Origin of the sequence: Pseudomonas sp. GX19020 (assembly GCF_023371075.1) — a bacterium.
GTDB lineage: Bacteria > Pseudomonadota > Alphaproteobacteria > Rhodobacterales > Rhodobacteraceae > Pseudogemmobacter.
The window spans coordinates 204,049-227,934 of the sequence record NZ_JAMCCR010000005.1 but is presented as its reverse complement, the minus strand read 5'-3'; the positions used below and the strand labels follow the sequence as shown (position 1 = coordinate 227,934).

The 23,886-nt window shown below is 63.0% G+C and carries 20 protein-coding genes and 1 pseudogene; 7 read left to right on the top strand and 14 right to left on the bottom strand.

Translation table 11 applies throughout. The annotated features are described in order from the left end of the window. Window positions 1–100 precede the first annotated feature (100 nt). Both M3484_RS11425 and purU read left to right on the top strand, forming a co-directional pair. A complete protein-coding gene (locus M3484_RS11425; protein ID WP_249496955.1) occupies window positions 101–1,132 on the top strand; it encodes an Ldh family oxidoreductase in 1,032 nt (343 codons plus the stop codon). Between the two features lie 277 nt (window positions 1,133–1,409). Further along, entirely contained in the window at window positions 1,410–2,294 is an 885-nt protein-coding gene (purU, locus tag M3484_RS11420; protein WP_092902921.1) for a formyltetrahydrofolate deformylase, read from the top strand. 119 nt (window positions 2,295–2,413) lie between these two features. Here purU and M3484_RS11415 read toward each other — a convergent pair whose 3' ends face one another. The 9 genes and pseudogenes from M3484_RS11415 to M3484_RS11375 form a co-directional block, all read right to left on the bottom strand. Then, entirely contained in the window at window positions 2,414–3,370 is a 957-nt protein-coding gene (locus tag M3484_RS11415) for a dihydrodipicolinate synthase family protein (RefSeq protein ID WP_249496954.1), read from the bottom strand. A 147-nt stretch (window positions 3,371–3,517) separates the two neighbouring features. Further along, complete coding sequence (locus M3484_RS11410; protein ID WP_092902925.1) at window positions 3,518–4,225, bottom strand: GntR family transcriptional regulator; 708 nt, start codon at window positions 4,223–4,225, stop codon at window positions 3,518–3,520. Window positions 4,226–4,307: 82 nt separating this feature from the next. Continuing rightward, window positions 4,308–6,011, bottom strand: coding sequence for an ABC transporter ATP-binding protein (locus M3484_RS11405; RefSeq protein ID WP_249496953.1), 1,704 nt, complete (start codon window positions 6,009–6,011; stop codon window positions 4,308–4,310). A gap of 68 nt (window positions 6,012–6,079) precedes the next feature. Continuing rightward, the gene (locus M3484_RS11400; RefSeq protein ID WP_249496952.1) at window positions 6,080–7,093 is read right to left on the bottom strand and encodes an ABC transporter ATP-binding protein; all 1,014 of its coding nucleotides are present in this window, start codon (window positions 7,091–7,093) and stop codon (window positions 6,080–6,082) included. After that, window positions 7,090–8,688 (bottom strand): ABC transporter permease, encoded by a 1,599-nt coding sequence (locus tag M3484_RS11395; protein WP_249496951.1) that lies wholly within the window; start codon window positions 8,686–8,688, stop codon window positions 7,090–7,092. Before M3484_RS11395 ends, M3484_RS11400 begins: the two co-directional genes overlap by 4 nt. A gap of 14 nt (window positions 8,689–8,702) precedes the next feature. Beyond that, on the bottom strand, window positions 8,703–9,698 hold the full coding sequence (locus M3484_RS11390) for an iron ABC transporter substrate-binding protein (protein ID WP_092902931.1): 996 nt from the start codon (window positions 9,696–9,698) through the stop codon (window positions 8,703–8,705). A gap of 483 nt (window positions 9,699–10,181) precedes the next feature. Continuing rightward, window positions 10,182–11,864 (bottom strand): annotated as a pseudogene (locus M3484_RS11385) (amidase); the annotation flags it as partial. Continuing rightward, entirely contained in the window at window positions 11,861–12,919 is a 1,059-nt protein-coding gene (locus tag M3484_RS11380) for an agmatine deiminase family protein (protein WP_249496950.1), read from the bottom strand. The gene M3484_RS11380 and the pseudogene M3484_RS11385, both read right to left, overlap by 4 nt. A gap of 289 nt (window positions 12,920–13,208) precedes the next feature. Then, window positions 13,209–13,808: a LuxR C-terminal-related transcriptional regulator gene (locus tag M3484_RS11375; RefSeq protein ID WP_249496949.1), complete on the bottom strand. Its 600-nt coding sequence runs from the start codon at window positions 13,806–13,808 to the stop codon at window positions 13,209–13,211. Window positions 13,809–13,912: 104 nt separating this feature from the next. On the opposite strand from M3484_RS11375, the gene M3484_RS11370 reads away from it, so the two are divergent. From M3484_RS11370 to M3484_RS11350, 5 genes are all read left to right on the top strand, one after another. After that, window positions 13,913–14,620 (top strand): CoA transferase subunit A, encoded by a 708-nt coding sequence (locus M3484_RS11370; protein WP_092902937.1) that lies wholly within the window; start codon window positions 13,913–13,915, stop codon window positions 14,618–14,620. Beyond that, on the top strand, window positions 14,620–15,252 hold the full coding sequence (locus M3484_RS11365) for a 3-oxoacid CoA-transferase subunit B (RefSeq protein ID WP_092902939.1): 633 nt from the start codon (window positions 14,620–14,622) through the stop codon (window positions 15,250–15,252). The genes M3484_RS11370 and M3484_RS11365 overlap by 1 nt, the downstream gene beginning before the upstream one ends. Window positions 15,253–15,451: 199 nt before the next feature. Then, complete coding sequence (locus tag M3484_RS11360; protein WP_249496948.1) at window positions 15,452–16,534, top strand: DUF475 domain-containing protein; 1,083 nt, start codon at window positions 15,452–15,454, stop codon at window positions 16,532–16,534. An 87-nt stretch (window positions 16,535–16,621) separates the two neighbouring features. Beyond that, a complete protein-coding gene (locus tag M3484_RS11355; RefSeq protein ID WP_249496947.1) occupies window positions 16,622–17,455 on the top strand; it encodes a M15 family metallopeptidase in 834 nt (277 codons plus the stop codon). Between the two features lie 21 nt (window positions 17,456–17,476). Then, complete coding sequence (locus M3484_RS11350; protein ID WP_092902945.1) at window positions 17,477–17,866, top strand: hypothetical protein; 390 nt, start codon at window positions 17,477–17,479, stop codon at window positions 17,864–17,866. A gap of 93 nt (window positions 17,867–17,959) precedes the next feature. Here M3484_RS11350 and M3484_RS11345 read toward each other — a convergent pair whose 3' ends face one another. The 5 genes from M3484_RS11345 to M3484_RS11325 form a co-directional block, all read right to left on the bottom strand. Beyond that, window positions 17,960–19,000 carry a quaternary amine ABC transporter ATP-binding protein gene (locus tag M3484_RS11345; protein WP_249496946.1) on the bottom strand — a complete coding sequence of 347 codons (1,041 nt, stop codon included), beginning with the start codon at window positions 18,998–19,000 and terminating at the stop codon, window positions 17,960–17,962. After that, on the bottom strand, window positions 18,993–19,880 hold the full coding sequence (locus tag M3484_RS11340) for an ABC transporter permease (protein WP_249496945.1): 888 nt from the start codon (window positions 19,878–19,880) through the stop codon (window positions 18,993–18,995). The genes M3484_RS11345 and M3484_RS11340 overlap by 8 nt, the downstream gene beginning before the upstream one ends. A 142-nt stretch (window positions 19,881–20,022) precedes the next feature. Beyond that, window positions 20,023–21,015, bottom strand: a complete 993-nt coding sequence (locus M3484_RS11335; RefSeq protein WP_249496944.1) for an ABC transporter substrate-binding protein — start codon at window positions 21,013–21,015, stop codon at window positions 20,023–20,025. Window positions 21,016–21,298: 283 nt separating this feature from the next. Beyond that, a complete protein-coding gene (locus M3484_RS11330) occupies window positions 21,299–22,327 on the bottom strand; it encodes a GlxA family transcriptional regulator (RefSeq protein WP_249496943.1) in 1,029 nt (342 codons plus the stop codon). Then, window positions 22,324–23,466, bottom strand: coding sequence for a replication initiation protein (locus tag M3484_RS11325; protein WP_249496942.1), 1,143 nt, complete (start codon window positions 23,464–23,466; stop codon window positions 22,324–22,326). Before M3484_RS11325 ends, M3484_RS11330 begins: the two co-directional genes overlap by 4 nt. Between the last annotated feature and the right edge of the window lie 420 nt (window positions 23,467–23,886).

Genomic DNA, 23,886 nt, shown 5'->3' with positions numbered 1-23,886 from the left:
TCTCGCAAAAGGCGCCCAGAATGACCATTGGCATGACTATCACCACAGCCAGCAGCTGTCCCGCGATCCCTGAGATCACGGCCCGAAACGGAGAGCAGAGATGACCACCACCCCCCTTTCGATCGAGGAACTCGGCACCCGAATCGAGCAGGTCTTTGTCCATGCCGGCATGAATCCGGCGCAGGCCGGCGCCATGGCGCGGGTGCTGACGGCGGGCGAGCGCGACCATTGCAAATCGCATGGCATCTACCGGATCGAAGGTACGCTGCGCACGGTGAAGGCGGGCAAGGTGAACCCGCAGGCCGTACCGGTGCTGGCGCCCGATGATGGCACTGCGCTTGTGCGGGTAGATGCGCAGGGCGGCTTTGCCAATGCCGCCTTTGAACTCGCCTTGCCGGAACTTGCCGCCCGGGCGAAAAAGCTCGGCATGGCGGCGATGGTGATCAATGACTGCACCCATCTCGCCGCGCTCTGGCCCGAGGTTGAGGCGGTCACCGCCCATGGCCTTGCCGCGATGGTGATGTGCCCGAGCTATGCGACCGTTGCACCCACCGGCGGCACCGATCCGCTTCTGGGCACCAACCCCTTTGCCTTTGGCTGGCCGCGCCCCGCAGGCGCCCCCTATATCTTTGACTTCGCCACTTCGGTCGCTGCGCGGGGCGAGGTCGAACTCCACCGCCGCGCCGGCAAAGCCCTGCCCGAGGGCTGGGCGCTGGATAGAGACGGCAATCCGACCACCGATCCCGAAGCGGCGCTTGCCGGCGCCATGCTGCCCTTTGGTGGCCATAAGGGTTCTGCGATCTCGACGATGATCGAGCTTCTGGCCGGGATCATGATCGGCGACCTGACCAGCCCCGAAGTTCTCGACTACCTCGGTTCGACCACGCTGGCACCGCGCCATGGCGAACTGATCCTTGCCTTCTCGCCCGAGGCCTTTGCGAAGGGCCGCCCCGGCGACCCCTTTGCGCGCGCAGAGACGCTGTTTGATGCGATCATCGGCCAGGGCGCCCGCCTGCCCTCGCAGCGCCGCTTCCGCGCGAGGGCGGAATCGGCAGCGGAAGGCATCACGCTCAGTGCCGATGAGGTTGCCCAGCTGGAGCGATTCCAGCGGCTTGGCCTCGACGCGGTCTGAATCCTGCAGGCCCCGGCCCAGCCGGGGCTTTGCCTTGCACATATTCAGGTGAAACTAATTTTACCTATATGGTTTCTTTCAACATTTTTTCCGACCGATTTTTGGGCATTTCGCTTTTCTGATACAGGAAAGCGGAATGTTCGCATGACATTCCTCCCCTCCCGGGGCATAGGCTGGCCCCATTCCCGGCGCTTTCCAGGAGACCTGTCGCCGCCCCTCCTTCACCCACCGGCCTGCCGCCGTCCCTCCTCCCATATTCCAGGCATGAAGATCGACAATGTCCAAACTCGCCCTCCGCGTCACCTGTTCCTCGACCCGCGGCATCGTCGCCGCCATCTCGTCCTTCCTCGCCGGTCAGGGCTGCAATATCACCGATTCCAGCCAGTTCGATGATGCCCATACCGGTCGCTTCTTCATGCGCGTGAGCTTTCGCAGCGAAGAGGGCAAAACGCTGAAAGACCTGCGCGAGGCCTTTGCCGCGGTTGCGAGACCCTTCGATATGGAAGCGGATTTCTTCGACGAATCCGCCAAGCGCAAGGTCATCGTCATGGTCTCGCGCTTTGGCCATTGCCTGAATGACCTCTTGTACCGCTCGAAGATCGGCGCGCTGCCGATCGAGATCGTGGCCGTCATCTCGAACCATATGGATTACCAGAAGGTCGTGGTGAACCAGGACATCCCCTATTACTGCATCAGGGTCACCAAAGAGAACAAACCCCAGGCCGAGGCCGAGCAGATGCGGGTGGTGCGCGAAACCGGGGCCGAACTGATCGTGCTGGCGCGCTATATGCAGGTGCTCTCAGACGAGATGTGCCGCGAGATGTCGGGGCGGATCATCAATATCCACCATTCCTTCCTGCCCTCCTTCAAAGGCGCCAATCCTTACAAGCAGGCCTTTGAACGCGGCGTGAAGCTGATCGGGGCGACCTCGCATTACGTCACCGCCGATCTGGATGAGGGTCCGATCATCGAACAGGATATCGTGCGGATCACCCATGCCCAGTCGGGCGAGGATTATGTCAGCCTTGGCCGCGATGTGGAGGCCTCGGTTCTGAGCCGTGCCATCCATGCCCATGTCCATGGGCGGGTCTTCATCAATGGCGAGAAGACGGTCGTGTTCCCGGCCTCGCCCGGATCCTATGCCTCGGAGCGGATGGGCTGAGGGCAGCTGGTCCGGCCATCACTGGCCGGAGGCCTCCGGCGGGGATATTTAAGGACAGATGAAAACAGCGAGGGCGCTCCTTTCAGGGAGCACCCTTTGTTTTGTGAAGCCGGGCCGGATCAGGCCAGCCAGGGTTTGACCTCGTCGAGTTTCGACCATCCGGCATACCAGGTGTCGAACAGCGCCAGCTGCTTTTCGATGAAACCGGCCTGGCTCGGCGAGAGCGTATCATCGGCGTTGAAGTGGAGCGCGTATTCCGGGTTCCCCTTCAGCACCATCATATGTTTGAAGAAGAGGACCAGATCGGGGCCGCCATCGACGCGGGCCAGTTCGTAAAAGGCAGTGTCGAGTTCTTTGGCCAGGCGGCGGGCTTTGACATCACCCGTGGCGGCGGCTTTGCACAGATTGCCCAGCGTCAGGATCTCGCGTGGCAGCACGCAGCCGATGCCGGTGATCGCGCCGGTTGCGCCCGCATTAACATAGCCGTGGAAGACCGAGGTATCGATGCCGATCATCAGGGTCACATCGTCATCGGCCGAGGTGATGTGTTCAGCGGCATAGGTCATCGCGGCATCGCCGCCGAATTCCTTGAAGCCGATCAGGTTCGGATGTTCCGCGCGCAGGGCGAAGAAGAGATCGGCTTTGGTCTCGAACCCGTAATAGGGGCTGTTATAGATCACGGCCGGCAGGGTCGGAGCAGCCGCGAGGATCGCCTTGAAATGCGCCTTTTGCGCCGCTGGGACCGCGCCGCGCGACAGAACACGCGGGATCACCATGAGGCCATGCGCGCCGACCTTTGCGGCATGTTCTGCAAGCGCCACGGCCGAGGCCGTATTGATCGCACCGGTTCCGACGATCACTTTGACGCCGGCCTGCACCAGGCGCTCGACGCCTTCCATCCGCTGCGCGTCGGTCAGGAGCGGCCAGTCTCCCATCGAGCCGCAATAGACCACAGAGGACATGCCAAGGCTGACGAGCTCTTTCGCCTTTTTGACCAGGGCGTCGAAATCGGGGCTGCGATCGGCTTTGCAGGGCGTCATCAGGGCGGGGATGGTGCCGGTGAAGATATCGCTCATCTGGCTGGTTCCTCTGTTGGGGCCGCGCGAAAGGTCTGGCGGTGCGATTCCATGGTTCAGCCGTGAGTATAGAGTTTGTATTTTATTTGTCGACATAAATTCCGTTCAGGCGCAGAACCGCGCGCAGCCTGTCCTCCCCCGGAGAGATCAGATGGAAATGTCCTGACGACGGTCGCGGGTGATCGCTTTCTGGATCTGCCGGATGATCTGATCGGCATGGGCGCGTGCAACCTGATCGGCGGCAGCGATATCGCGGGCCGCAATCGCCGCGACCATCTGCTCATGTTCGCGCAGCCAGAGCGCCGGCATATCGCCTTCGAAACTGCTGTAATAGTAAAGCCGCAACAGGCGGCGCCCCTCATCCAGCAACCGGCTGAACAGCGAAAGGTAATAGCGGTTGCGCCCGGCCTCGGCGATGGTCTGGTGGAACTGGCGATTGGTCGCGATCATGCCAATCTCATCGCCTGCCGCACAGCGGTCTTCATAAGCGCGCTGATAGGCGCGAATGCGGTCGAGATCTTCCGCCGTGTGATATTCCGCCGCGAGCCTTGTGGTGACGCGATACATCAGCGTCAGCGCATCGAAGAAGGTGTGGAGATTGGCGAAATCGATCTGCGACACCATGGTCGAGCGGTTCGGCAGCGTGTCGATCAACCCTTCGGCCGCAAGTCGCACCAGCGCCTCGCGGATCGGCGTACGTGACATGCCAAAGCGGTCGGCCAGCTGGATCTCATCGACAATGGAGCCTGGCGGAAGTTCCAGATCAAGGATCTGGTCGCGCAAAAGTTCATAGACCATCCGCACGCCGGAGCCGCGTTTACGGTCCTGCCCCGCAGGCGTTTCGCTGGCTGTCATCGGCGCGGATCCCCTTCATGTCGACAAAAGGAATACGCCACTGTTTTTCCGCGATCAACAGCGACAAGGCACCGGGGCGGGGTCAGGCCGCCGAAAGCCGCGCATAGCGCCCGCCACTGACCGACAATTCGGCATGTGTGCCCATTTCGGTGATGCGGCCCTCTTCCATCACGATGATCCGGTCGGCATCGCGAATCGTGGCCAGCCGATGCGCGATCACCAGCGTGGTGCGGCCCTCGGCCAGACGTTCCAGCGCGGCCTGGATCTCGCGTTCGGTTTCGGTATCCAGGGCCGAGGTCGCCTCGTCGAGGATCAGGATCGGCGGGTTTTTCAGGAAGACCCGGGCGATGGCGACGCGCTGCTTCTGGCCGCCCGACAGCATGACACCGCGTTCGCCCACGATGGTATCCAGACCCTGCGGCAGCCGCGCGATCATCTCGGAAAGCTGCGCATGTTCTGCCGCCGCGATGATCTCGGCCTCGCTCGCATCGAGCCGGCCATAGGCGATATTCTCGCGCAGCGTGCCGCCGAACAGATAAACATCCTGGCTCACGATCCCGATCTGGCGGCGCAGGCTGTCGAGGGTAAAGCCGGTGATATCATGCCCATCAAGCGTGATCGCCCCCGAGGCCGGTTCGTAGAACCGGGGCAAAAGCGCCAGAAGCGAGGTCTTCCCCGCCCCTGACGGGCCGACAAAGGCCAGGGTCTCGCCGGGATGCACGTCAAAGGTGATGTCGCGCAGCACCGGGCGCGCCGGGTCATAGCCGAAATTCACCGCTTCAAACCGCAGTGCCCCGCTCAGCGCGGGTGCCGGGCGGGCATCGGGCAGGTCGGCGATATCGGGTTCGGTCGCGAGCAATTCCTGATAGCGGCGGAAACCGGCGATGCCTTTGGGATAGGTTTCGAGCACGGCGGCGATCTTTTCCAGCGGCCGGAAGAACACCGATGACAGCAAAAGGAAGCCGACGAACCCACCCGCCGTCAGACTGCCTTCCAGCACATAGCCCGCGCCCGCAACCATGATCAGTACCTGGACGCCGCGCATCCCGATGTAATTCAGCGCCTGGCTTGCCGCCATGATCTTATAGGCGTCGAGTTTCGTGCGCCGGTACATGGCATTGTCATGCGCAAAGCGCGCTTTCTCATGTTCCTCATTGCCGAAGGCCTGAACGACACGGATACCGCCGACATTCTCTTCCATCCGGACGTTGAAATTCGCCACCCGGGAATAGATCGCGCGCCAGGTCGCGGTCATCCGCCCGCCAAAGACCGAGACGATCAGCACCGCCACCGGCACGATCACCACCGTCATGATCGCCAGTGGCACATGCAGCCAGAGCATCAGCGCGAATGCCCCGATAAAGGTCATGATCGCGATGAACAGATCTTCCGGCCCGTGATGCGCGACCTCGCCGATCTCTTCCAGATCGCGGGTCACGCGGGATACCAGATGCCCGGTGCGCGATTTGTCGAAATAACTCCAGGAGAGTTTCTGGATATGGTCAAAGGCGCGCCTGCGCATCTCGGTCTCGATATTGATCCCGAGCATATGGCCCCAATAGGTCACAATCGCCATCAGCCCGGTATTGACCAGGTAGACCGCCATCAGCACCGCCGCCGCCATCAGCGTCAGGGACCAGTTCCCCGCCGGCAAAAGCACGTCGATAAAGCCCCGGACCGCGAGCGGGAACGCCAGCTCCAGCAGGCCCGACAGGACGGCACAGCCGAAATCGACCCAGAACAGGGTCTTCCAGGGCCGGTAATAGTTAAGGAAATCGCGCAGCATGGCTCACTCTGTCAGCCTTCGGGGCAAAGATAAGGCCTGGACCCGAAGAGCCGGATGGTCAAGAGCCCTCAGCCGAAAGCCGCCACCCTGCCTGTGACCGAAAGCACCACTTCTGCGCCTTCGCTCAGCCTCGGGCCGCCCATCTGATCGACCTGGATCTCGGTGCCGTTGCAATCGACCCAATAGGTCAGATCATGCCCCTTGAACTCGACCGAGGAGACGCGGCCCCGGGCCGGCTCATCTGCCCCGGCCTCGCGAATGGCGATCCGTTCCGGGCGCAACGAGAACCCGATCGGGCCACTGGCCGGGCGCTCCAGCGCGATCGGGCCCAGCACGGTGTCGCAGCTTTCGCCCCGGGCCTCGCCGGTAATCAGATTGGTGCGGCCCAGAAAGCCCGCGACAAACGGGTCGGAGGGGCGGTCATAGACCTCGGCCGCCGGGCCACACTGCAACAGACGCCCGTCTTTCATCACCGCCACGCGGTCGGCGAAACTGAGCGCTTCTTCCTGGTCATGGGTGACGAACAGGATACCGATGCCACTCGCCTTCAGGAGCGCCCGGATCTCGCGCCTTGTGCGGGCACGCAGCCCGGCATCAAGGTTCGAGAACGGCTCATCAAGCAAGATCACCGCCGGGGCGGCGGCAAAGCTGCGCGCCAGCGCCACGCGCTGCTGCTGGCCACCGGAAAGCTCATCGGGAAAGCGGGCGCCGTAACCCGCAAGGCCAACCATCTCCAGATAGCGCGCGGCAGTTGCGGGCGCGCGGTCGGCCGCGCCGAACAGCACATTCTGCGCCACGGTCATATGCGGGAAGAGCGCATAGTCCTGGAACACCATACCGATGCCGCGCTTTTCCGGCGCAATACCGGTGACATCGCGTCCCGCCAGCCGGATCTGGCCCCGGTCCGGGGTCTCGAACCCCGCGACCATCCGGAGCGTCGTGGTCTTGCCACAGCCCGAAGGCCCGATCAGCGCAAGGATCTCTCCCGCCGCCAGATCCAGTGAAAGATCATCGACCACGGCCTGGCCTGCGCCAAAAGACCGGCTCAGATGTGAAAGCGACAGCAGCGGCTCAACCGTCATCTTCTTCCCAATTCCTTGCGACCGGCGCCTTCATATTTCAGGATCAGCCCGACGAAAAACGCCGAAAACAGGATGATCGCAAGCGCGAATGGCGCGGCTTCGGTCATCATGCCCTCGACCGTGCGGCCAAAGACCGTGGTTGAAAGACTGCGCCATCCGGTGGGCGCCAGCATCCAGTTCAGCGGCAATTCCTTGACCACGGCGATAAAGACCAGGAGGCCCGCCGCCACCATCGGCCCTTTCAGGCGCGGCAGCGTCACACGCGCAAAGGCGCGGCCCGGCCCGACCCCAAGCGCGCGCGCCGCCTCTTCCGGCCTGGTCCCGATCTGCATCAGCGCCAGCCGCAAGGGCCCGAGCGCCAGCGCGAGGAAGGTCATCACCCAGGCGAAGATCAGGACGCCATGGCTCTGATAGGCAAAGGGAATGACCGCCAGGGTGAAAAACACCATCGCGAGGCCAAAGGCCAGGGGCGGCGTCGCATAGCCCATCCAGGCCAGCCGGTCGGTCAGGCTCGCAAACCAGCCGGGCCAGCGCAGCGTCAGCAAAACCACCGGCAGCGCCAGCGCGACTGTCAGCACCGCGACCACCGCCGCCGCCAGGCCCGAATTCAGCGCCGCCTGGCCCAGCTGGCCCCAGTCAATCTCGCCAATGCCGCGCCGCATCCAGTGGCCCAGCACCGCCAGGGGCAATCCGAGCGCAGCGAGGCTTACCAGAATGACCCAGCCCCAGGCGAGCACCGCCCAGCCGCCAAGCCGGACCGGCCGCCCGCGCCGCTGCACCCCGGTCCCGACCCGGGCAAAGCGGCGGCTCCGCGTCAGCCGCGCCTGCGCGAACAGCGCCAGCGCCGCCACGCCCAAAAGCATCAGCGAAAGCCAGGCGGCATAGGTGCGGTCAAAGGCACCGGCATATTGCGTATAGATCGCGTAGGAAAACACCTCATAGCGCATCAGCGCGATGGCCCCGAAATCGCCGATCACATAAAGCCCCACGACCAGCCAGGCCGAAACCAGCGCCGGCCAGAGCTGCGGCAGCACGACATGGCGCATGATTTCCACCCGCCCGCGTCCCAGCGAGGCGGCGCTTTCCTCAAGCCCCGGATCCATCCCCAGAAACGCGGCGCGCAAATTCAGGAACATATAGGGGAAAGTGTAAAGCGACAGCGAAAGCCCCGCCCCCAAGAGCCCGTGCAATGGCGGCAGTGAGACCCCGAACCATTCCCGCGCGAAACCGTAATAGCCCGAGAGGCCCAAAAGCGCATAGGCCATCACATAGCCCGGCACCGCCAGCGGCAGCGCCATCAGAAATGTCACCAGTCCGCGCGCCCGCAGATCGCTGCGTGTCACCAGCCAGGCCATGGGCGCCGCGATCAGCGTGCCGATCCCCAGAACCAGCGCCACCAGCGCAAGCGTATTCCCCAGAAGCATCAGATTGCGCGACCGGAAGACGATCTCTGCCAGTTGTGCCGGCTCGGCCCCGAAGGCGCGTATCACCAGATAGGCCGCCGGCAGACAGGTGCCGACGCCCACAAGCCCCGCCGCAAGCAGCAAGGCAAGCGGCGGGCGGGGCCTGCGCCCCGCCCGCCCTGATGATGTCACGATGCCCGACAAGCTCAGAGCAGCCCGACCTCACGCAGCAGCGCAAGCGTGCCTTCCAGATCGCCGATCTGGTTCACATCGACCTTCGGGCTGATCGCCTGGACCGCCTCAAGGCTTTCCAGCGTCGCATGCGGGATCACGCCCGTGACAACCGGATATTCATAGCCCTGCAGCGTGATGAACTGCTGCGCAGCAGGCGAGAGCAGATAGTCGATGAATTTCTGCGCATTCTCTTTATTGGCCGAGGCCTCGACAATGCCTGCGCCCGCAACCAACACGAGGTTGCCGATGTCACCGGCTTCGAAATGCGCCTGATCGACCGGGAAGGCGTCATCCCTGGCGGTATAGCGGCCAAGATAGTAGTTGTTCACCAGGCCATAATCGACTTCGCCGGCGGCGATGGCTTCGATCTGGGTGCCGTTGTTTTTGTAGACTTTGGCGTCATTGGCGATCATGCCTTCCAGCCAGGCCCGGGTCGCCTCATCGCCATGGGTCAGGCGGAATGCCGTGACAAAGGCCTGGAAAGAACCATTGGTCGGCGCCCAGGCCACGCGGCCCTTGTATTTCTCATCGGTCAGATCGGTGATCTTTGCCGGAAGCGCGCCCGGCTCGACCCGCTCGGTCGAATAAACCAGCACCCGGGTCCGGCCCGAGGTCGCCACCCATTTGTTCGACGGATCGCGGAAGACCTCGAGCACTTTTTCATTCTCGGCTGGCGCCAGCTCTGCGAAAACCGGAGCCAGAGCGCCAAGCGCGCCGGCATCCTGGGCCCAGAACAGATCGGCCGGGCTGTTGGCGCCCTCTTCCTGCAGCAATGCCGCCATTTCCGAGGTCGAGCCATAGCGGACATCGGTCCTGATACCGGTCTCGGCCTCGAACTGCGCGATCAGCGGCGCAACCAGCGCCTCGCCGCGGCCGGAATAGATGGTCAGCGTATCCGCCGCGGCCATCGAGCCGATCCCGAGCGAAAGCGCAATGCCAGCCACAAATTTTCCGGGTGCGAATGTCATCAGAAGGACTCCTCCATTATGCCCCGCCGCCCACGCGTTCTGCGCCTGCGGATAGGCCGGATCGTGAATCTGTCGCAAATTGTCGTAATAGCTATCCTGACAATTATCATCGGTAATCACGGATGAAAACCGCAATTCTGACCAAAATGCTATTCGCGGTCCCGGCAGGCTGTTTCTGATGAAAAAATCGAGGCCTCAGCCGGCGCAGACAAAGGCGGCAAGCGTCGCCGTCTCGGCGATCACCAGGGGCCCCCGCGGCGGCTGAAAGGCGCTGTGGCGATGGGTGTTTTCTGGCAGGATGACCAGGGCCGCAAAGCCATCCGGCACCACCACTGTCTCCACCGGCGCGCCATCGACGGTCAGGCGCAGCCGGGGCGCATCGGTGTCGATGCGGATCTCCAGCCGCGTCTCTCCCGCCCCGCTGGTGCTGGCCGCAACGCTCAGCTTCAGCCGCTGCGCGAGGCCCGGCGCGGGCAGCGGCGGCAATTCCGGTATACGGGGGGCGAGGCCGGTCGGCGGCAAGAGCGGTTCCATCGCGCGGGCAAGCGCCAGCAGCGTGCTGTCCTCCCAGGCCCGCCCGGCAAGCGTCAGCCCGGCCGGCATCCCGGTATCCGCCATCACCCCCATCGAAAGCGTCACCGTCGGCACGCCCAGATGCCGGATCGCGAGATTGCCATTCGCGACCCAGGTTCCGTTGCGCCAGGCCAGATCCGCCGAGGCCGGGGTCACATCGGCATCCGCCGGCCCCACATCCGCCACCGCCGGAAAGATCACCGCATCATAGCCATGCCTGTCCATCCAGTCTTCCAGATCGCGCTTTCGGGTTTCCTCAAGCCCCCGAAACCCGTCTTCCAGATGCGGGATCTCGCGGAAATCCGCGACCGGATGCGCGCGCGCATGGGCAGGGTAATCGGCAATATCATCGCCAAAGCCGGTATAGCGGTCGGGCAGCGCGCCGTCGGGCTGCGGGAAAATCGCCGCACCATCGACCTGCGCCAGCCGGCTGAGGCCCGGATCGCCATTGGCGGCCAGAAAATCATCCCAGGCCCAGACCGAGAGATCGACAATCTCGCGCCGCAGATATTCCGGCGACACCAGCCCCCGCGTCCCGATCTTCGGCGCGCCGGCCCGGTCGCCTTCATAATTCGAAACCAGCGGAAAATCCGAGATCTCCACCTCTGCCCCCGCCGCGCGCAGCGCTGCGACCACCCTGTCCATCAGCGCAATGACCGAGGCGCGGGTCTCGACCCGCTGCCCGGTCGGCCCGCCGATCCCCGGGCTTTCCCCGCTCCCGGCCTCTGCGTCCTGGTTCACATACATTGCCGGCAGCGCAAAGCGCCTGCCCGTCAGCGCGGCGGTCAGCGCCGGATAGGAGTGCGGGCGGATCGCGGACGGGCGCGGCAGCGCAACCCAATCCTGCGACCGCCACAGATCGCCGCGCGTCTCGGGATCATCGGCCACGATCACGTCGAGCACTTCCAGCAGATCGGCCATGCTGCGGGTATGTGGCACCACCACATCCATCGTCGGCACCAGCGGCCAGTTGCCGCGGACCGAAATCAGCCCGCGCGATGGTGTCAGCGCGCAAAGCCCGTTATTCGCCGCCGGCGCGCGGCCCGAAGACCAGGTCTCCTCGCCCAATCCGAAGGCCGCGAAAGAGGCCGCCGTCGCGCTGCCTGATCCGTTTGATGAACCGGAAGCGAAAGCCGCTGTCAGGTAAGCGGCATTCCAGGGCGATTCCGCCCGCCCGTAAACGCCACGCTGCATACCGCCATTGGCCATTGGCGGCATATTGGTCAGCCCGATCAGCACCGCCCCCGCCGCCCTCAGTCGCCCGATCGCAAAAGCGTCGTCGCCCGCGACCAGATCCTGAAAGGCGGGCGAGCCTGCGGCAACCGTCAGGCCTTTGACCTTGTAACTGTCCTTGGCGGTATAGGGGATACCGTCGAGCGGCCCAAGCGCCGCGCCAGACGCGCGGCGCAGATCCGAGGCCCGGGCTTCCTCGAACATCGCCGGGTTCAGCACCGGCACGGCATTGAGCCTGATCCCCTGGTGGTCATAGGCGGCGATGCGGCGCAGATACCCTGCGACAAGTGCGACCGAGGTGGTTTCTCCCGCCTCCAGCGCCTGGCGAAGGTCTGCGATACTGGCGCCGTGGAGGTTCATGCCCGGGCCGTGGCCTGAAGCGGGGCGGGCTGATGCTGGGTGATGCAATGCACCCCGCCGCCGCGAGCAAAGATCTCGCGGGCATCGACGGTGACGACACGGCGCCCGGGATAGGCGGCGGCAAGGATCTCAGCCGCCTGCGCATCGGCGCGCGGCTCGCCAAAGCCACAGGCAATGACGGCCCCATTCAGCACCAGATGGTTGATATAGGACCAGTCGTTAAAGCCATGTGCATCCGTAATGGTCTCGGGCGCGGGCACATCAATGATTTCGAACCGGCGCCCCTTTGCGTCCGTCGCGCCCTCAAGGATCGCGCGGATATTGGCCATTACCTTGTGATCCGGGTGGCCCGGATTGCGCTGATCATGCAGCAGCACCGTGCCGGGGCCGGGGAAGGTCGCGACAATATCGACATGGCCATTGGTGCCAAATTCCCAGTAATCGCCCGTAAGGCCCTGTGGCAGCCAGATCACCTTTTCCGCGCCCAGCGTGCGCGCAAATTCCGCCTCGACCCGCGCGCGGTCGGCCAGAGGATTGCGGCGCGGGTCAAGCTGCACGGTTTCCGTCGCGAACATTGTGCCCTCGCCGTCGACATGGATGCCGCCGCCCTCATTGACCAGCAAGGAAGACACCACCGGCACCCCCGCCAGCCCGGCGATAAAGCGCGCGAGGCCCCGGTCATTCTGCCATTCCGCCGGGTCATCAGAACCCCAGGCGTTATAGATCCAATCGACCGCCGCAATCGACCCGTCTGCCGATTGCACGAAAGTGGGGCCGGAATCGCGGGTCCAGAAATGCTCGATCGGGCGCTCGACCAGTTCAACGGCAGAGCCAAGCATCGCCTTCGCCCGTGTCATCTCGGTCGGGTCGACGATCATCGTAACCGGCTGAAACGGCGCAATCGCCAGTGCGACATCGGCCCAGGCGCGGTAGCCCGCTTCGCGCGCGACCATGCCCTCGCCCAGCGTCGCACTCTCACGCGGGAAGGCCATCCAGATCCGGTCCTGGGGGGCGGTCTCGGCGGGCATGAACCAGTTCTTCGGCACCACGGGCATCGGCAACTCCTGTCGGACTGTTGCCCGATCAGATGCCAGAAAGCGCCGCTGGCGCAAGAGGGCGCGCAGAAGGGTCCGACCGCCCCGGCACAGCGCTCCGGCTCCCGGGCGGTGACATGGCGGCGTCTGGCCCCATTCGCGGCGCGCCCTGACATTTGTGACGATAAAGACATCGCCAAAGATCGCCCTCGCCTTGGCTTTGCGCCTGGCAAGCCGCGAAGGCGCGGTGAAGGTCCATCGCAACAAGGCTTAACCCAGGCGCGGGATTTCCAGCCAGGCCGGACTGTTCTTACGATTCAGGGCCACCCTCTGATCCCGCCTCGACCGGCGCCGCTCCGGAATCCAGCAGGCTCCGGATCAGCTCGAAACTGTTTCTGACCCGGAGCTTGCGGATCATCGAGGCCCGGTGCACTTCGACCGTGCGGGGCGAGCAGTCCAGCACCCGCGCGATTTCCTTCGAGGTCATGCCGCCGACCATATGTCGCGCCACCCGCATCTCGGCGGGCGTCAGAAGTCCCGGCGCCGCCCCGGTCTCGATCACGCGATAGATCCAGATCGCCAGGCGATGCGGTGCTTTCGGGGTCAGCGTCACCCCCCTGCCCTCCATCCAGACCAGCTGGCCATCCTGGCGGCGCATGAAACGTTCATCGCGGATCATCGGTCGCAGCCGCAGCGCCTCTTCCGCGCGTTGGCCCAGCCGCTCGAAATCGGTCTCGCCAGGGTAAAGCACCCGCATCGAACAGCCCTCAAGCGCGCCCGGGTCCCAGCCGAACACCCGCCCCGCCGCCAGATTGGCGCGGCAGATCACCCGGTCCTTCAGCACCAGCGTGGCTTCCGGCGCATGCAGAAAGGCCAGCGCGGCAAGGTCATCGGGGGCAGAAGACGGCATCGGTGTCTCGCTATACCTGGGCACCTACGTATTTCTACGGATTCCGGCCCGGCCTGCAATCCATCAGCATCACCGGGGATCGGACCAGAGTCCGGAGAGGGATCATGGGAAACAAGATATACAATACCGCCGCCGAAGCGCTGGACGGCCATCTGAAAGACGGGATGCTGATCGCCGCCGGCGGCTTTGGCCTTTGCGGCATTCCGGAACTGCTGATCGCCGCAATCCGCGATGCGGGCACCAGAGAGCTGACCGTCGCCTCGAATAATGCGGGCGTTGACGGATTTGGCCTCGGGCAATTGCTGGAAACCCGCCAGGTGAAGAAGATGATCTCGTCCTATGTGGGCGAGAATGCCGAATTCATGCGCCAGTATCTCTCGGGCGAGCTGGAGCTGGAATTCAACCCGCAGGGCACGCTGGCCGAGCGGATGCGCGCGGGCGGCGCCGGCATCCCCGGCTTCTACACCAAAACCGGCGTCGGCACCGTGATCGCCGAGGGCAAAGAGCACCACGATTTCGACGGCCAGACCTATATCCTGGAACGCGGCCTCGTCGCCGATCTGGCGATTGTGAAAGCCTGGAAGGCCGACCCTTCGGGCAATCTCGTCTTCCGCAAGACCGCACGGAATTTCAACGTCCCCGCCGCCACCTGCGGCCGCGTCTGCATCGCCGAGGTCGAGGAAATCGTGCCGCTTGGCGCCCTGGACCCCGACAGCGTCCACCTCCCCGGCATCTATGTGACAAAGATCGTGCAGGGCGCCCATGAAAAGCGGATCGAACAACGCACTGTGCGCCAGAAGGAGCAGGCATAATGGCTGGCTGGGATCGTAACCAAATGGCCGCCCGTGCGGCGCAGGAACTCCAGGACGGCTGGTATGTGAATCTCGGCATCGGCATTCCGACGCTGGTCGCGAATTACATCCCCGAGGGCATCGAGGTCACGCTGCAATCGGAAAATGGCATGCTTGGCATGGGCCCCTTCCCGTTCGAGGGCGAGGAAGACGCCGATCTGATCAATGCCGGCAAGCAGACCATCACCGAGCTGCCGCAAACCGCGTTTTTCGACAGCGCCACCAGCTTCGCGATGATCCGTGGCGGCAAGATCGCCATGGCGATCCTCGGCGCGATGGAAGTCGCGGAAAACGGCGATCTCGCCAATTGGATGATCCCCGGCAAGCTTGTGAAGGGCATGGGCGGCGCGATGGACCTTGTCGCGGGCGTGGGCCGGGTGGTCGTGGTGATGGATCACACCAATAAGGCGGGCGAGTCGAAAGTGCTGAAAGCCTGCACCCTGCCTCTGACCGGCAAATCGGTGGTCGACCGCATCATCTCGAACCTCGGGGTGCTGGATGTGGTGCCAGGCGGGCTGAAAATCGTCGAATGCGCCCCGGGCATCAGCGAGGCCGAGCTGCGCGCCGCGACCGAGGCGACCATCGTTGGCTGATCCCACCACTGCAAGACTGACACAAGGGGGCCACCAGGCCCCCTTTTCTGTGGCCTCCGTCTCAATATGAACCCGCCCCCTTCGCCGGCACAAAGCTGCCTGGACCCCGAAACCGCACTGCTGCCGCAGCAAAATCCCACTGGCCCGGCCATAGCCGCCGCGTTAACAGACATGTGAGATTTTCGCAGGAGCGACTCCGATGGCGGCCCCAGGCATTTCAGAACGCACAACCCTGTCCTATTTCACCGCAGCTTTCGTGGTCACGGCAATCGGGCTCGGGCTGGGGCTCTGGCTGGGCTTTTCCTCCGAACATACCACGCTCGGCGCGCTGAAGATCTTCTTCATCGTCTCGGTGCTGGCGGTTCTGGAAATCTCGCTTTCCTTCGACAATGCCATCGTGAACGCCAATAAGCTCAAGGATATGACGCCGCTCTGGCAGCGCCGCTTTCTGACCTGGGGCATCATCATCGCCGTTTTCGGGATGCGGATCGTCTTCCCGCTGCTGATCGTGGTCATCGCCGCCAATGTCGGCCCCTGGACCGCGCTTGTGATGGCCGCAAGCCAGCCCGAACGCTATGCCGAGATCATGCATGAGGCCCATCTGCCCATCGCGGCCTTTGGCGGCACCTTCCTGATGATGGTCGGCCTGTCTTTCTTTTTCGACAATGAAAAAGACGTGCATTGGGTGCGCTGGATCGAACAGAAAGCCGCGAATTTCTCGTCGGTCAAGGGGATCGAAATCGCCTTCGTGCTGGTGGTCATGATGATTTTCTCGAAGATCATCGGGAACGATCCGGCGCTCGGGCCTGCGGCCTCGAATACCTTCTTCCATGCCGCGATCTGGGGTCTTCTGACCTTTCTGATGGTCGAGGTTCTGGGGGGCATTCTCGACCGCAGCCAGGAGATGCTGGAAGGCGCGGCCAGGGGCGGCGTCGGCGCGTTTCTTTACCTTGAAGTGCTGGATGCGAGCTTTTCCTTCGACGGGGTGATCGGGGCTTTCGCTCTGTCGCAAAACCTCTTTGTCATCGCCATCGGTCTTGGGATCGGCGCGATGTATGTGCGCTCGATGACCATCATGCTGGTCGAGAAAGGCACGCTGGCGGAATATCGCTATCTCGAACACGGCGCCTTCTGGGCGATCCTGATCCTCTCGGTCATCATGTATCTCCAGGCCATCGTGCATATTCCCGAGGTGATCACCGGGCTTGGCGGTGCGGTGCTGATCGGGATCTCGCTCTGGTCGTCGATCCGCTGGAACCGCGCCAATCCCGGGGCAGAGTAAGGTCCGGCTCTCCGGACTTGCCGCGATGCGCGGTTCGGATCAGGTTTCGCCTGGTATCAGGAGCCAGGCAGGGGAAAGGATGGTCCTATGGTGACTTTGCGCAATCTTCTGGTTCTGGCCCTGCTGGCAGCCGGGCCGGCCGGGGCCTGTGAAGTCAGGGATTTCCTGACCACCGAATTGCCTGCGAAAGCCGATCTGCCCTGGATTGACGCGCTGGAACTGGCCTATCCGGGCACAGAGGTCAGCGCGAACCGTCAGACCCTGATCCTCGCAGACGGGCGCAAGCTGCCGACCGGCTTCGGTGACGTGCCGCTGTCGCCGCAGGAACGGCTGGAAGATGCCAGCATCACCGAACAGTTCCTGCAGACCTATCCGCTGGCCTTTGATCTGACCCTGCGCGAGGCGCCCTGGTTCGACCCGGGTCGCGCACGGAACGAACCCTTCTTCCGCGCGCTTTACGGCAACAGCGAAGCCGAGGCTGCGGCGGGGCTAGAAGAGGTGCGCTGGCCGGGGGATGCCAAAGCCGTCTTCATGATGTCGGAAAAGACCTGCGCCGCCACGCAGCTGCGCGCGGCCCTGGCCGCGATCCACGCCATCGGGCCGGAAATGAATGTCTATTTCCAGACCATCGGCGGCAGTTTCAACTGGCGCGTGATCGCAGGCACCACGCGGCTCTCGGGGCATAGTTTCGGCATTGCGGTCGATTTCAACACCGAGCTGGGCGGCTATTGGCGCTGGTCCGGCGCGCGCGAGGGCAAGGTCGGCCCCTATGACAACCGCTATCCCGAAGCGCTGGTGCACGAGATGGAGCGCTATGGCTTTATCTGGGGCGGCAAATGGCACCATTTCGATGGTATGCATTTCGAATACCGGCCCGAACTCATCCTTTACGCCCGCCTGACCGGCGCGCAATCCGACTGACATCCCAGACAGGAGACCCACATGCGTCTGTCGCTTCTTGCTGCCGCCACGGCCATCGGCCTTGGCTTCGTCGCGCCCGCCTCGGCGCAGGAACTGCTGGAAGAATACACCGCCTTTATCGGCCCGGCCGATCTGGTGAATTCGAAAGGCAAACGGCTGACGCAGCCCTGGCAGATCCTGCGCCAGGACCGCGCGAATTTCCACAAATTCGGCAAGGGCGATCCCGGTGATGAATGGGACAGCTTTTTCGGCGATGTGAAGAACCGCGATGCGATGGAGAAGATGCTGATGGGCGGCACCATGACCAAAAGCGCGCGCGCGGCCATCGTCAATGGCGGCGCGGTGGTCCAGGTGCAGATCTGGGGCCAGGGCGGTGTCGGGAATTACATCTCGGTGGATGTCTTCCGCTGAGCCTGGCGGGTCCGGAAACCGGGTTCGGGGGCTCTGCCCCCAGGGGGCCTTCCGGCCCCCTCCCCCGGGATATTTAAGGACAGATGAAAAAGCTCAGGCGGCGGCCCGGGTCGGGAACATGCCGCGGGTGATCGCTGCCATATCGACAGTGCCGAGGGGGCGACCTGACGGGTCGGTGACCGCGAGGCGGGCGGCATTGCCGGCGATCAGCTGCTTTGCCGCATCTTCGAGGAGCGCGGTGGCCGGGATGGTCGCGAGGCCCCCGGTTTCCGCGCCCTTCTGCATCACGGTTTCGACCCGGATCACCTTGCCGCGATTGACGTGTTCGACGAAGCTTTCGATATAGTCATCGGCGGGGGTCATCACGATCTCCTGGCCTGTGCCCTGCTGCACCATATTGCCGTCGCGCAGGATCGCAATGCGGTCGCCCAGCCGCAGCGCCTCGTCAAGATCATGGGTGATGAAGACGATGGTCTTGCGGATATCCTTCTGCAGATCCAGCAGGATCGTCTGCATATCCACCCGGATCAACGGGTCGAGCGCAGAAAACGCCTCGTCCATCAGAAGGATCGGCGCGTCATTTGCCAGCGCGCGGGCAAGGCCCACCCGTTGCTGCATGCCGCCCGAAAGCTGGTTCGGGTATTTCTTTTCGAACCCTTTCAGCCCGACGCGTTCCAGCCACATCGTCGCGGATTTCACCTGATCCGCACGGTCCACCCCCTGAACCTCGAGCCCGTAAACCGTGTTTTCCAGCACGTTCCGATGCGGCAGCAGCGCGAATTTCTGAAACACCATCGCCGTCTGATGCCGGCGGAACCGGCGCAACTGATCCGGGTTCATTCTGACGACATCATCACCACCGACCACCACCTCACCCGAGGTTGGATCGATCAGCCGGTTGATATGGCGGATGAGGGTCGATTTGCCCGATCCGGAAAGCCCCATGATCACCTGGATGCCACCGGCGGGCATCGAGATATTGATATCCCTCAGCCCCAGAACATGGCCATGTTTCTCATTCAGCTCTGTCTTGGTCATGCCCGCCTCAACCCGGGCGACCATATCAGCCGCATGCGGGCCGAAGATCTTGTAAAGCTTGCGGATCTCGATGCCGATTGCAGCAGTATCACCCATGAACGATCTCCAGATGCTTTTGCAGACGGCGCCCGTAAGCCTGGCTCACGCGGTCGAAGATGATGGCGATGCAGACAATGGCGAAGCCGTTGAACATGCCGATCGAGAAATACTGGTTGTTGATCGCCTGCAGCACCGGCTGACCCAGCCCCTGCACACCGATCATCGCCGCGATCACCACCATGGCCAGCGCCATCATGATCGTCTGGTTGATCCCGGCCATGATCGTCGGCAGGGCAAGCGGCATCTGCACATTTTTCAGCTTTTGCCAGGAGGACGAGCCAAAGGCATCCGCCGCCTCGAGCACATCCTTGTCGACCATGCGGATGCCAAGGTTTGTCAGACGGATGATTGGCGGGATGGCATAGATCACCACCGCAATCACGCCCGGCACGCGTCCGATCCCCAGAAGCATGACGACCGGGATCAGATAGACGAAACTCGGCATGGTCTGCATCACATCAAGCACCGGGTTGACCACAGCCTGCATCCGGTTTGACCGCGCCATCAGGATACCGACCGGGATCCCGACCGCAATCGCCACCACCGTACAGACGAAGATCATCGAAATGGTCCGCATCGTGTCATCCCACATGCCGAACCAGCCGATCGCCAGCAGCGAGACCACCGCAAAGGCCGTGATCTTCCAGTTGCGGCTGGCAAACCAGGCGATCAGCGCGATCACCAGCAGTACAATCGGCCAGGGCGTCTTCAGCATCAGGTTTTCAGACCAGATCAGGAACAGCCGCAGCGGCTCGAAAAGCCATTCGAATGTATCGCCCCAGGCGCGGGTAAAGGCCCGGAAATTCTCGTCTATCCCCTTGCGCAGATCGCGCAGCGCACTTGTTTCCATGGTGGGGAATTTGGTCAGCCAATCCATGCTGGTGTCCCTGTCAGATGCCGTGATTAACGGGTGGCCGGTCCTTAGCGGACCTGTTGATCTTAAAAGATACGAATGCGCGCGCGCCGGTGTTAACCGGCGCGGGCAGGATCCGGCGGCATCACGGCCGCCGGTCAAAGGCTCAGAGCGCGGCCTTGATTTTTTCGGCGGCCTCGGGGCTCACCCATTTCGTCCAGATCTCCTCATTCTCTTTGAGGAAATGACGCGCGCCATCATCGCCGGTCGCCTGATTGTCGGTCATCCAGGCCATCAGCCCGTTGACGGTGGCATTCGACCAGGAACGGGTGTCGAGATAGGCCTTCACCTCGGCCGGAGCGCTTTCGGCGAATTTCGAGGTCATGATGGTCTGGACGGTGTCACCCGGCCAGTCATTCTTTTGCGGATCGGCGCAATCGGCATTCGCGTTGCACGCCGTCCAGGCTTCAGCGTCATAGGGCACGCCATGATCAAGCTTGACCATCTCGTATTTGCCAAGAAGCGCGGTCGGGGCCCAGTAATAGCCGACCCAGCCCTGCTTGTTTTCGTAAGCGCGCGCGATGGAACCGTCGAGGCCTGCCGCCGAACCGGTGTCGATCAGCTTGAAACCCTTTTCTTCGCCACCATAAGCCTTGAAGAGCTGCGTGGTCACAACCGTACCGCCCCAGCCCTGCGGGCCGTTGAAGACCGCGCCCTTGGACGGGTCTTCGGAATCGGGGAACAGTTCCGGATGCGCCAGCGCATCATCGATGGTTTTGATATCCGGGTTCGCATCCGCGAGATATTTCGGGATCCACCAGCCCTGAACCGCGCCATCCGACAGCGCCAGCGCGCCTTTCACCAGACGACCCTCTTCGGTGCCGCGCGCGATCACTTCCGGGACAAGATCAATCCAGCCTTCGGGCGCGACATCGGGCTGGCCGCGTTCCACCATCGAGGTGATGGTCGGCACCGTATCGCCGGTGATCACGGTCGCGTTGCAGCCATAGCCTTCGGACAGGATGATCGCATCAAGTGCTGCCAGCACTTCGGCGCTCTGCCAGTTCATGCTTGCGATGGTCACATCACCGCAATCAGCGAAAGCCGCTGTGGCGCCAAGCCCCAGCGACAGTGCGACAGTTGCGACGGATTTTTTCATGGTCATCTCCCGGTTGCGGTTTGTTTGAAGGATCTCCAGACGGTACCGCTCATGTCTGCAGATTGGATGATGCCGTCCGACATGGTCCGGGATAGGGGCGGTTTCCCGCCCTGCCCTTCTGCCGGCCGGTGAGTCCCTTTTTCCTGAGGTCAGCGCATATTCTGCCAGGTCACAGCGCAATTTACGACACCAGTGGCAGAATTGCGACCCCTGTCCGGTAATCACCGGATTTAGCAGATTCTTCCCTTCGTACATCGCCGCCTGTGGCGGGCGCGGCCCCGGCCTATACCGGCAGTTCGCTGCGGGCGCCGCCGGGGAAATGTGAATACTTGTTCGGCGAAACCCCATATTTCTGCCGGAAGCTGCGCGCGAAATGCGACGAGGAAACATAGCCGCAGGCCACGGCCACTTCCATCACCGTCATATTGGTTTCTGACAGCAAAAGCCTGCCATGCGACAGCCGCAGCCCGTTCAGATACTGCACCGGCGTCACGCCAAGATAGCGCCGGAACAGCCGCTGGATCTGGCGCGGCGTGACCCCGACATGATCGGCGCATTCCTCCAGCAGGAAATCCTCGGACAGCCGCCCTTCCAGCCAGGCCACCGCCTTGACGACATGTTCGTTCCTCGTACCCAGCCGCGAGGCGAGCGAGGTCATCTGATCATCGCTTTCGCGCCGCATATGGGTCAGCAGGCACATATCCATCACCGCCTGCGCCAAAGCCGGCCCGTAATGTTCCGAGATCAGCTTGACCACCAGTTCAGCCGAAGCGATGCCGCCGGCACAGGTGATCACCCGGTTGTCGATGCAAAATACCCGGCGCAGCGGCTCCAGCTCTGGATAGGTCTCGATAAACCCGGGAATGTTTTCCCAATGCAGCGTGAATTGCCTGTCCTTTAGGATCCCCGCTTTCGCCAGCGTATAGGCCCCGGTGCACAGGCTTCCCACCGTCCGGCCGCGCCGCCACTGCACCCGGATCCAGTCCGACATCCGCCGTGTCGTCGTCATCTCCGGCTCGGTCCCGGAACAGATCAGCACATAGCCCGAGGGCGCCTCGGGCGGCAGCCCGCCATCGACCCCGACCCGCATCCCGTTCGAGGCCGTGACCTGCTCGCCTTCAGATGACCAGACCGCCCATTCGAACAGCGTCTTCCCCGCCAGCTGGTTCGCCACCCGCAGGGGCTCCACCGCCGAGGTGAAAGCCAGCATGGTGAATTGCGGCAGAAGAACAAACCCGACCGAGACCGGCGCCCCCTGATGCGGCACGTCGATATGGGCTACGCCGCGCGAGACGAAAGACCGTGCGCTCACTCCGCCCCTCCTGCGATACCGTCAAAGGCCCCGGGCGAGACCTCCTCCCAAAACACAAGAATAGCAGCAGCGTTCAGCGCCGACATCCAGCCATGGCGTTCAAAATCATCACGGGCCGCACCGTCAAGCCGTGCCTGAAACAGCCGCCGGTCTGCATCACGCTGCGTTGGGGTCCGCGCCTGGGCGAGCGCCTGGATCCTCGCGAGCCGTTGCGCCCTCGGAGAAAGCGCGCCCGCTGCGCTAAGGTTTCGCGGCGAAACCTCCGCCGCATCTTTCGCGGCGCCTTCCTTCAGCACTTTCGACAAATAGCCGACCGCATTTCTTACGCCGCCCTGCCCCGCCACATAGTCAAGCTTCTGGCGCAGATGATCCTCGCCATGTTCCTGGATCCATTGACGCGCCAGCCGGTCCGAGACCCCAAGCGCCCTGAGCCGCGCATAGGCATCTGAATTGCGATGCCCCTCGCCATCATCCATATCAAGGATGGCAAGCTGCGGATTTTCTGCGATCAGAAACCGGATCTCTGTCACCTGGCGGCCCATTTTGCGAAAATCCGGTGTCACCACGATATTCGACGTCTTGTTCACCTCGGTCACGGCAGGCTTAATGATCTTGGCGTTCAGATGCTTGAACTCATCATAATAGGGGCTGTCCGCCACCCCCATCAGCCGGCGGAAGATATCCAGCGACCACCAGCCGGTCGAACCGGTGCGGATAAAGCGGTAGCAATTCTCATAAAGCGCCAGTGCATGGCCCGAGGTGAACCGCCGCTGGATGTTGAGATTGATCAGCGCGAATACCTTGGGGTCATGCAGCTTTTCCGCCAGCGCCGGCGAATAGGCATATTCGCAAACCCCGCCTTTGAGCTTGGCATAGGCTAGCAGCGCCGAGACCCCCCATTCCTGCTGACCATCGGCGTCAAGCATGTCCCATTCCGCCACCGTCTCTGCCAGCCCGCGCAGAGACGCTTTCAGCGTCTCCATATCATTCGAATTATAGCCGATCATCAGGCAAAGCGTGCGCGCATCGATCTGATGGCGCGGCTGTGAGGTCAGCGTGTCATAGGCATTAAGAAGAAGCACATTCGACAGCTTGCGCTGAAGAAGGCTGAGCTTTCCCGACACATGGATCGCTGCCACGTGCTTCTTAACTGCGCCACGCCTGAGCGGCCCGCTCAGCCGGTCGCGCGGAATGTCCTCTGTTCCAGTCCTGTCTGAAACCCTGTCTTCTGTGACCCGTTCCGGGATCTGCATCGGCCTGCCCTCGCTCAGCGCCGGATCTGTAATCCGGTCATTGCGCAGACGCCCGGCCCATCGCCGAATCCCGTCTGTCGCTATTGTTATGGCGGGATCATCCGGCAAAAGGTATCCAAATGCAAGAACCGGACGGGAACCCTCAGCCGCAGTCAGAAGGCCGCACCGTAAACGGGAACCTGAGCCGTTCCGCAGCTTTCGGAAAGGTATCCGTTTGCAGGAAGCATCCCTGCCCAACCGGGTCCGGCCTGTGGATGATTCGGGGAAACAGGCTCTATGCCTGCCATTTCTGGGTCACTTATCCAC

Excerpts from the sequence above, each read along its gene's own strand:
- M3484_RS11375 (WP_249496949.1), bottom strand. The coding sequence starts at position 13,808 with ATGCCGTCTTCTGCCCCCGATGACCTTGCCGCGCTGGCCTTTCTGCAT.
- M3484_RS11410 (WP_092902925.1), bottom strand. The coding sequence starts at position 4,225 with ATGACAGCCAGCGAAACGCCTGCGGGGCAGGACCGTAAACGCGGCTCC.
- M3484_RS11365 (WP_092902939.1), top strand. The coding sequence starts at position 14,620 with ATGGCTGGCTGGGATCGTAACCAAATGGCCGCCCGTGCGGCGCAGGAA.
- M3484_RS11405 (WP_249496953.1), bottom strand. The coding sequence starts at position 6,011 with ATGCTGCGCGATTTCCTTAACTATTACCGGCCCTGGAAGACCCTGTTC.
- M3484_RS11425 (WP_249496955.1), top strand. The coding sequence starts at position 101 with ATGACCACCACCCCCCTTTCGATCGAGGAACTCGGCACCCGAATCGAG.
- M3484_RS11380 (WP_249496950.1), bottom strand. The coding sequence starts at position 12,919 with ATGCCCGTGGTGCCGAAGAACTGGTTCATGCCCGCCGAGACCGCCCCC.
- M3484_RS11335 (WP_249496944.1), bottom strand. The coding sequence starts at position 21,015 with ATGAAAAAATCCGTCGCAACTGTCGCACTGTCGCTGGGGCTTGGCGCC.
- M3484_RS11355 (WP_249496947.1), top strand. The coding sequence starts at position 16,622 with ATGGTGACTTTGCGCAATCTTCTGGTTCTGGCCCTGCTGGCAGCCGGG.
- M3484_RS11400 (WP_249496952.1), bottom strand. The coding sequence starts at position 7,093 with ATGACGGTTGAGCCGCTGCTGTCGCTTTCACATCTGAGCCGGTCTTTT.
- M3484_RS11345 (WP_249496946.1), bottom strand. The coding sequence starts at position 19,000 with ATGGGTGATACTGCTGCAATCGGCATCGAGATCCGCAAGCTTTACAAG.
- purU (WP_092902921.1), top strand. The coding sequence starts at position 1,410 with ATGTCCAAACTCGCCCTCCGCGTCACCTGTTCCTCGACCCGCGGCATC.
- M3484_RS11360 (WP_249496948.1), top strand. The coding sequence starts at position 15,452 with ATGGCGGCCCCAGGCATTTCAGAACGCACAACCCTGTCCTATTTCACC.
- M3484_RS11415 (WP_249496954.1), bottom strand. The coding sequence starts at position 3,370 with ATGAGCGATATCTTCACCGGCACCATCCCCGCCCTGATGACGCCCTGC.
- M3484_RS11370 (WP_092902937.1), top strand. The coding sequence starts at position 13,913 with ATGGGAAACAAGATATACAATACCGCCGCCGAAGCGCTGGACGGCCAT.
- M3484_RS11390 (WP_092902931.1), bottom strand. The coding sequence starts at position 9,698 with ATGACATTCGCACCCGGAAAATTTGTGGCTGGCATTGCGCTTTCGCTC.
- M3484_RS11340 (WP_249496945.1), bottom strand. The coding sequence starts at position 19,880 with ATGGATTGGCTGACCAAATTCCCCACCATGGAAACAAGTGCGCTGCGC.
- M3484_RS11350 (WP_092902945.1), top strand. The coding sequence starts at position 17,477 with ATGCGTCTGTCGCTTCTTGCTGCCGCCACGGCCATCGGCCTTGGCTTC.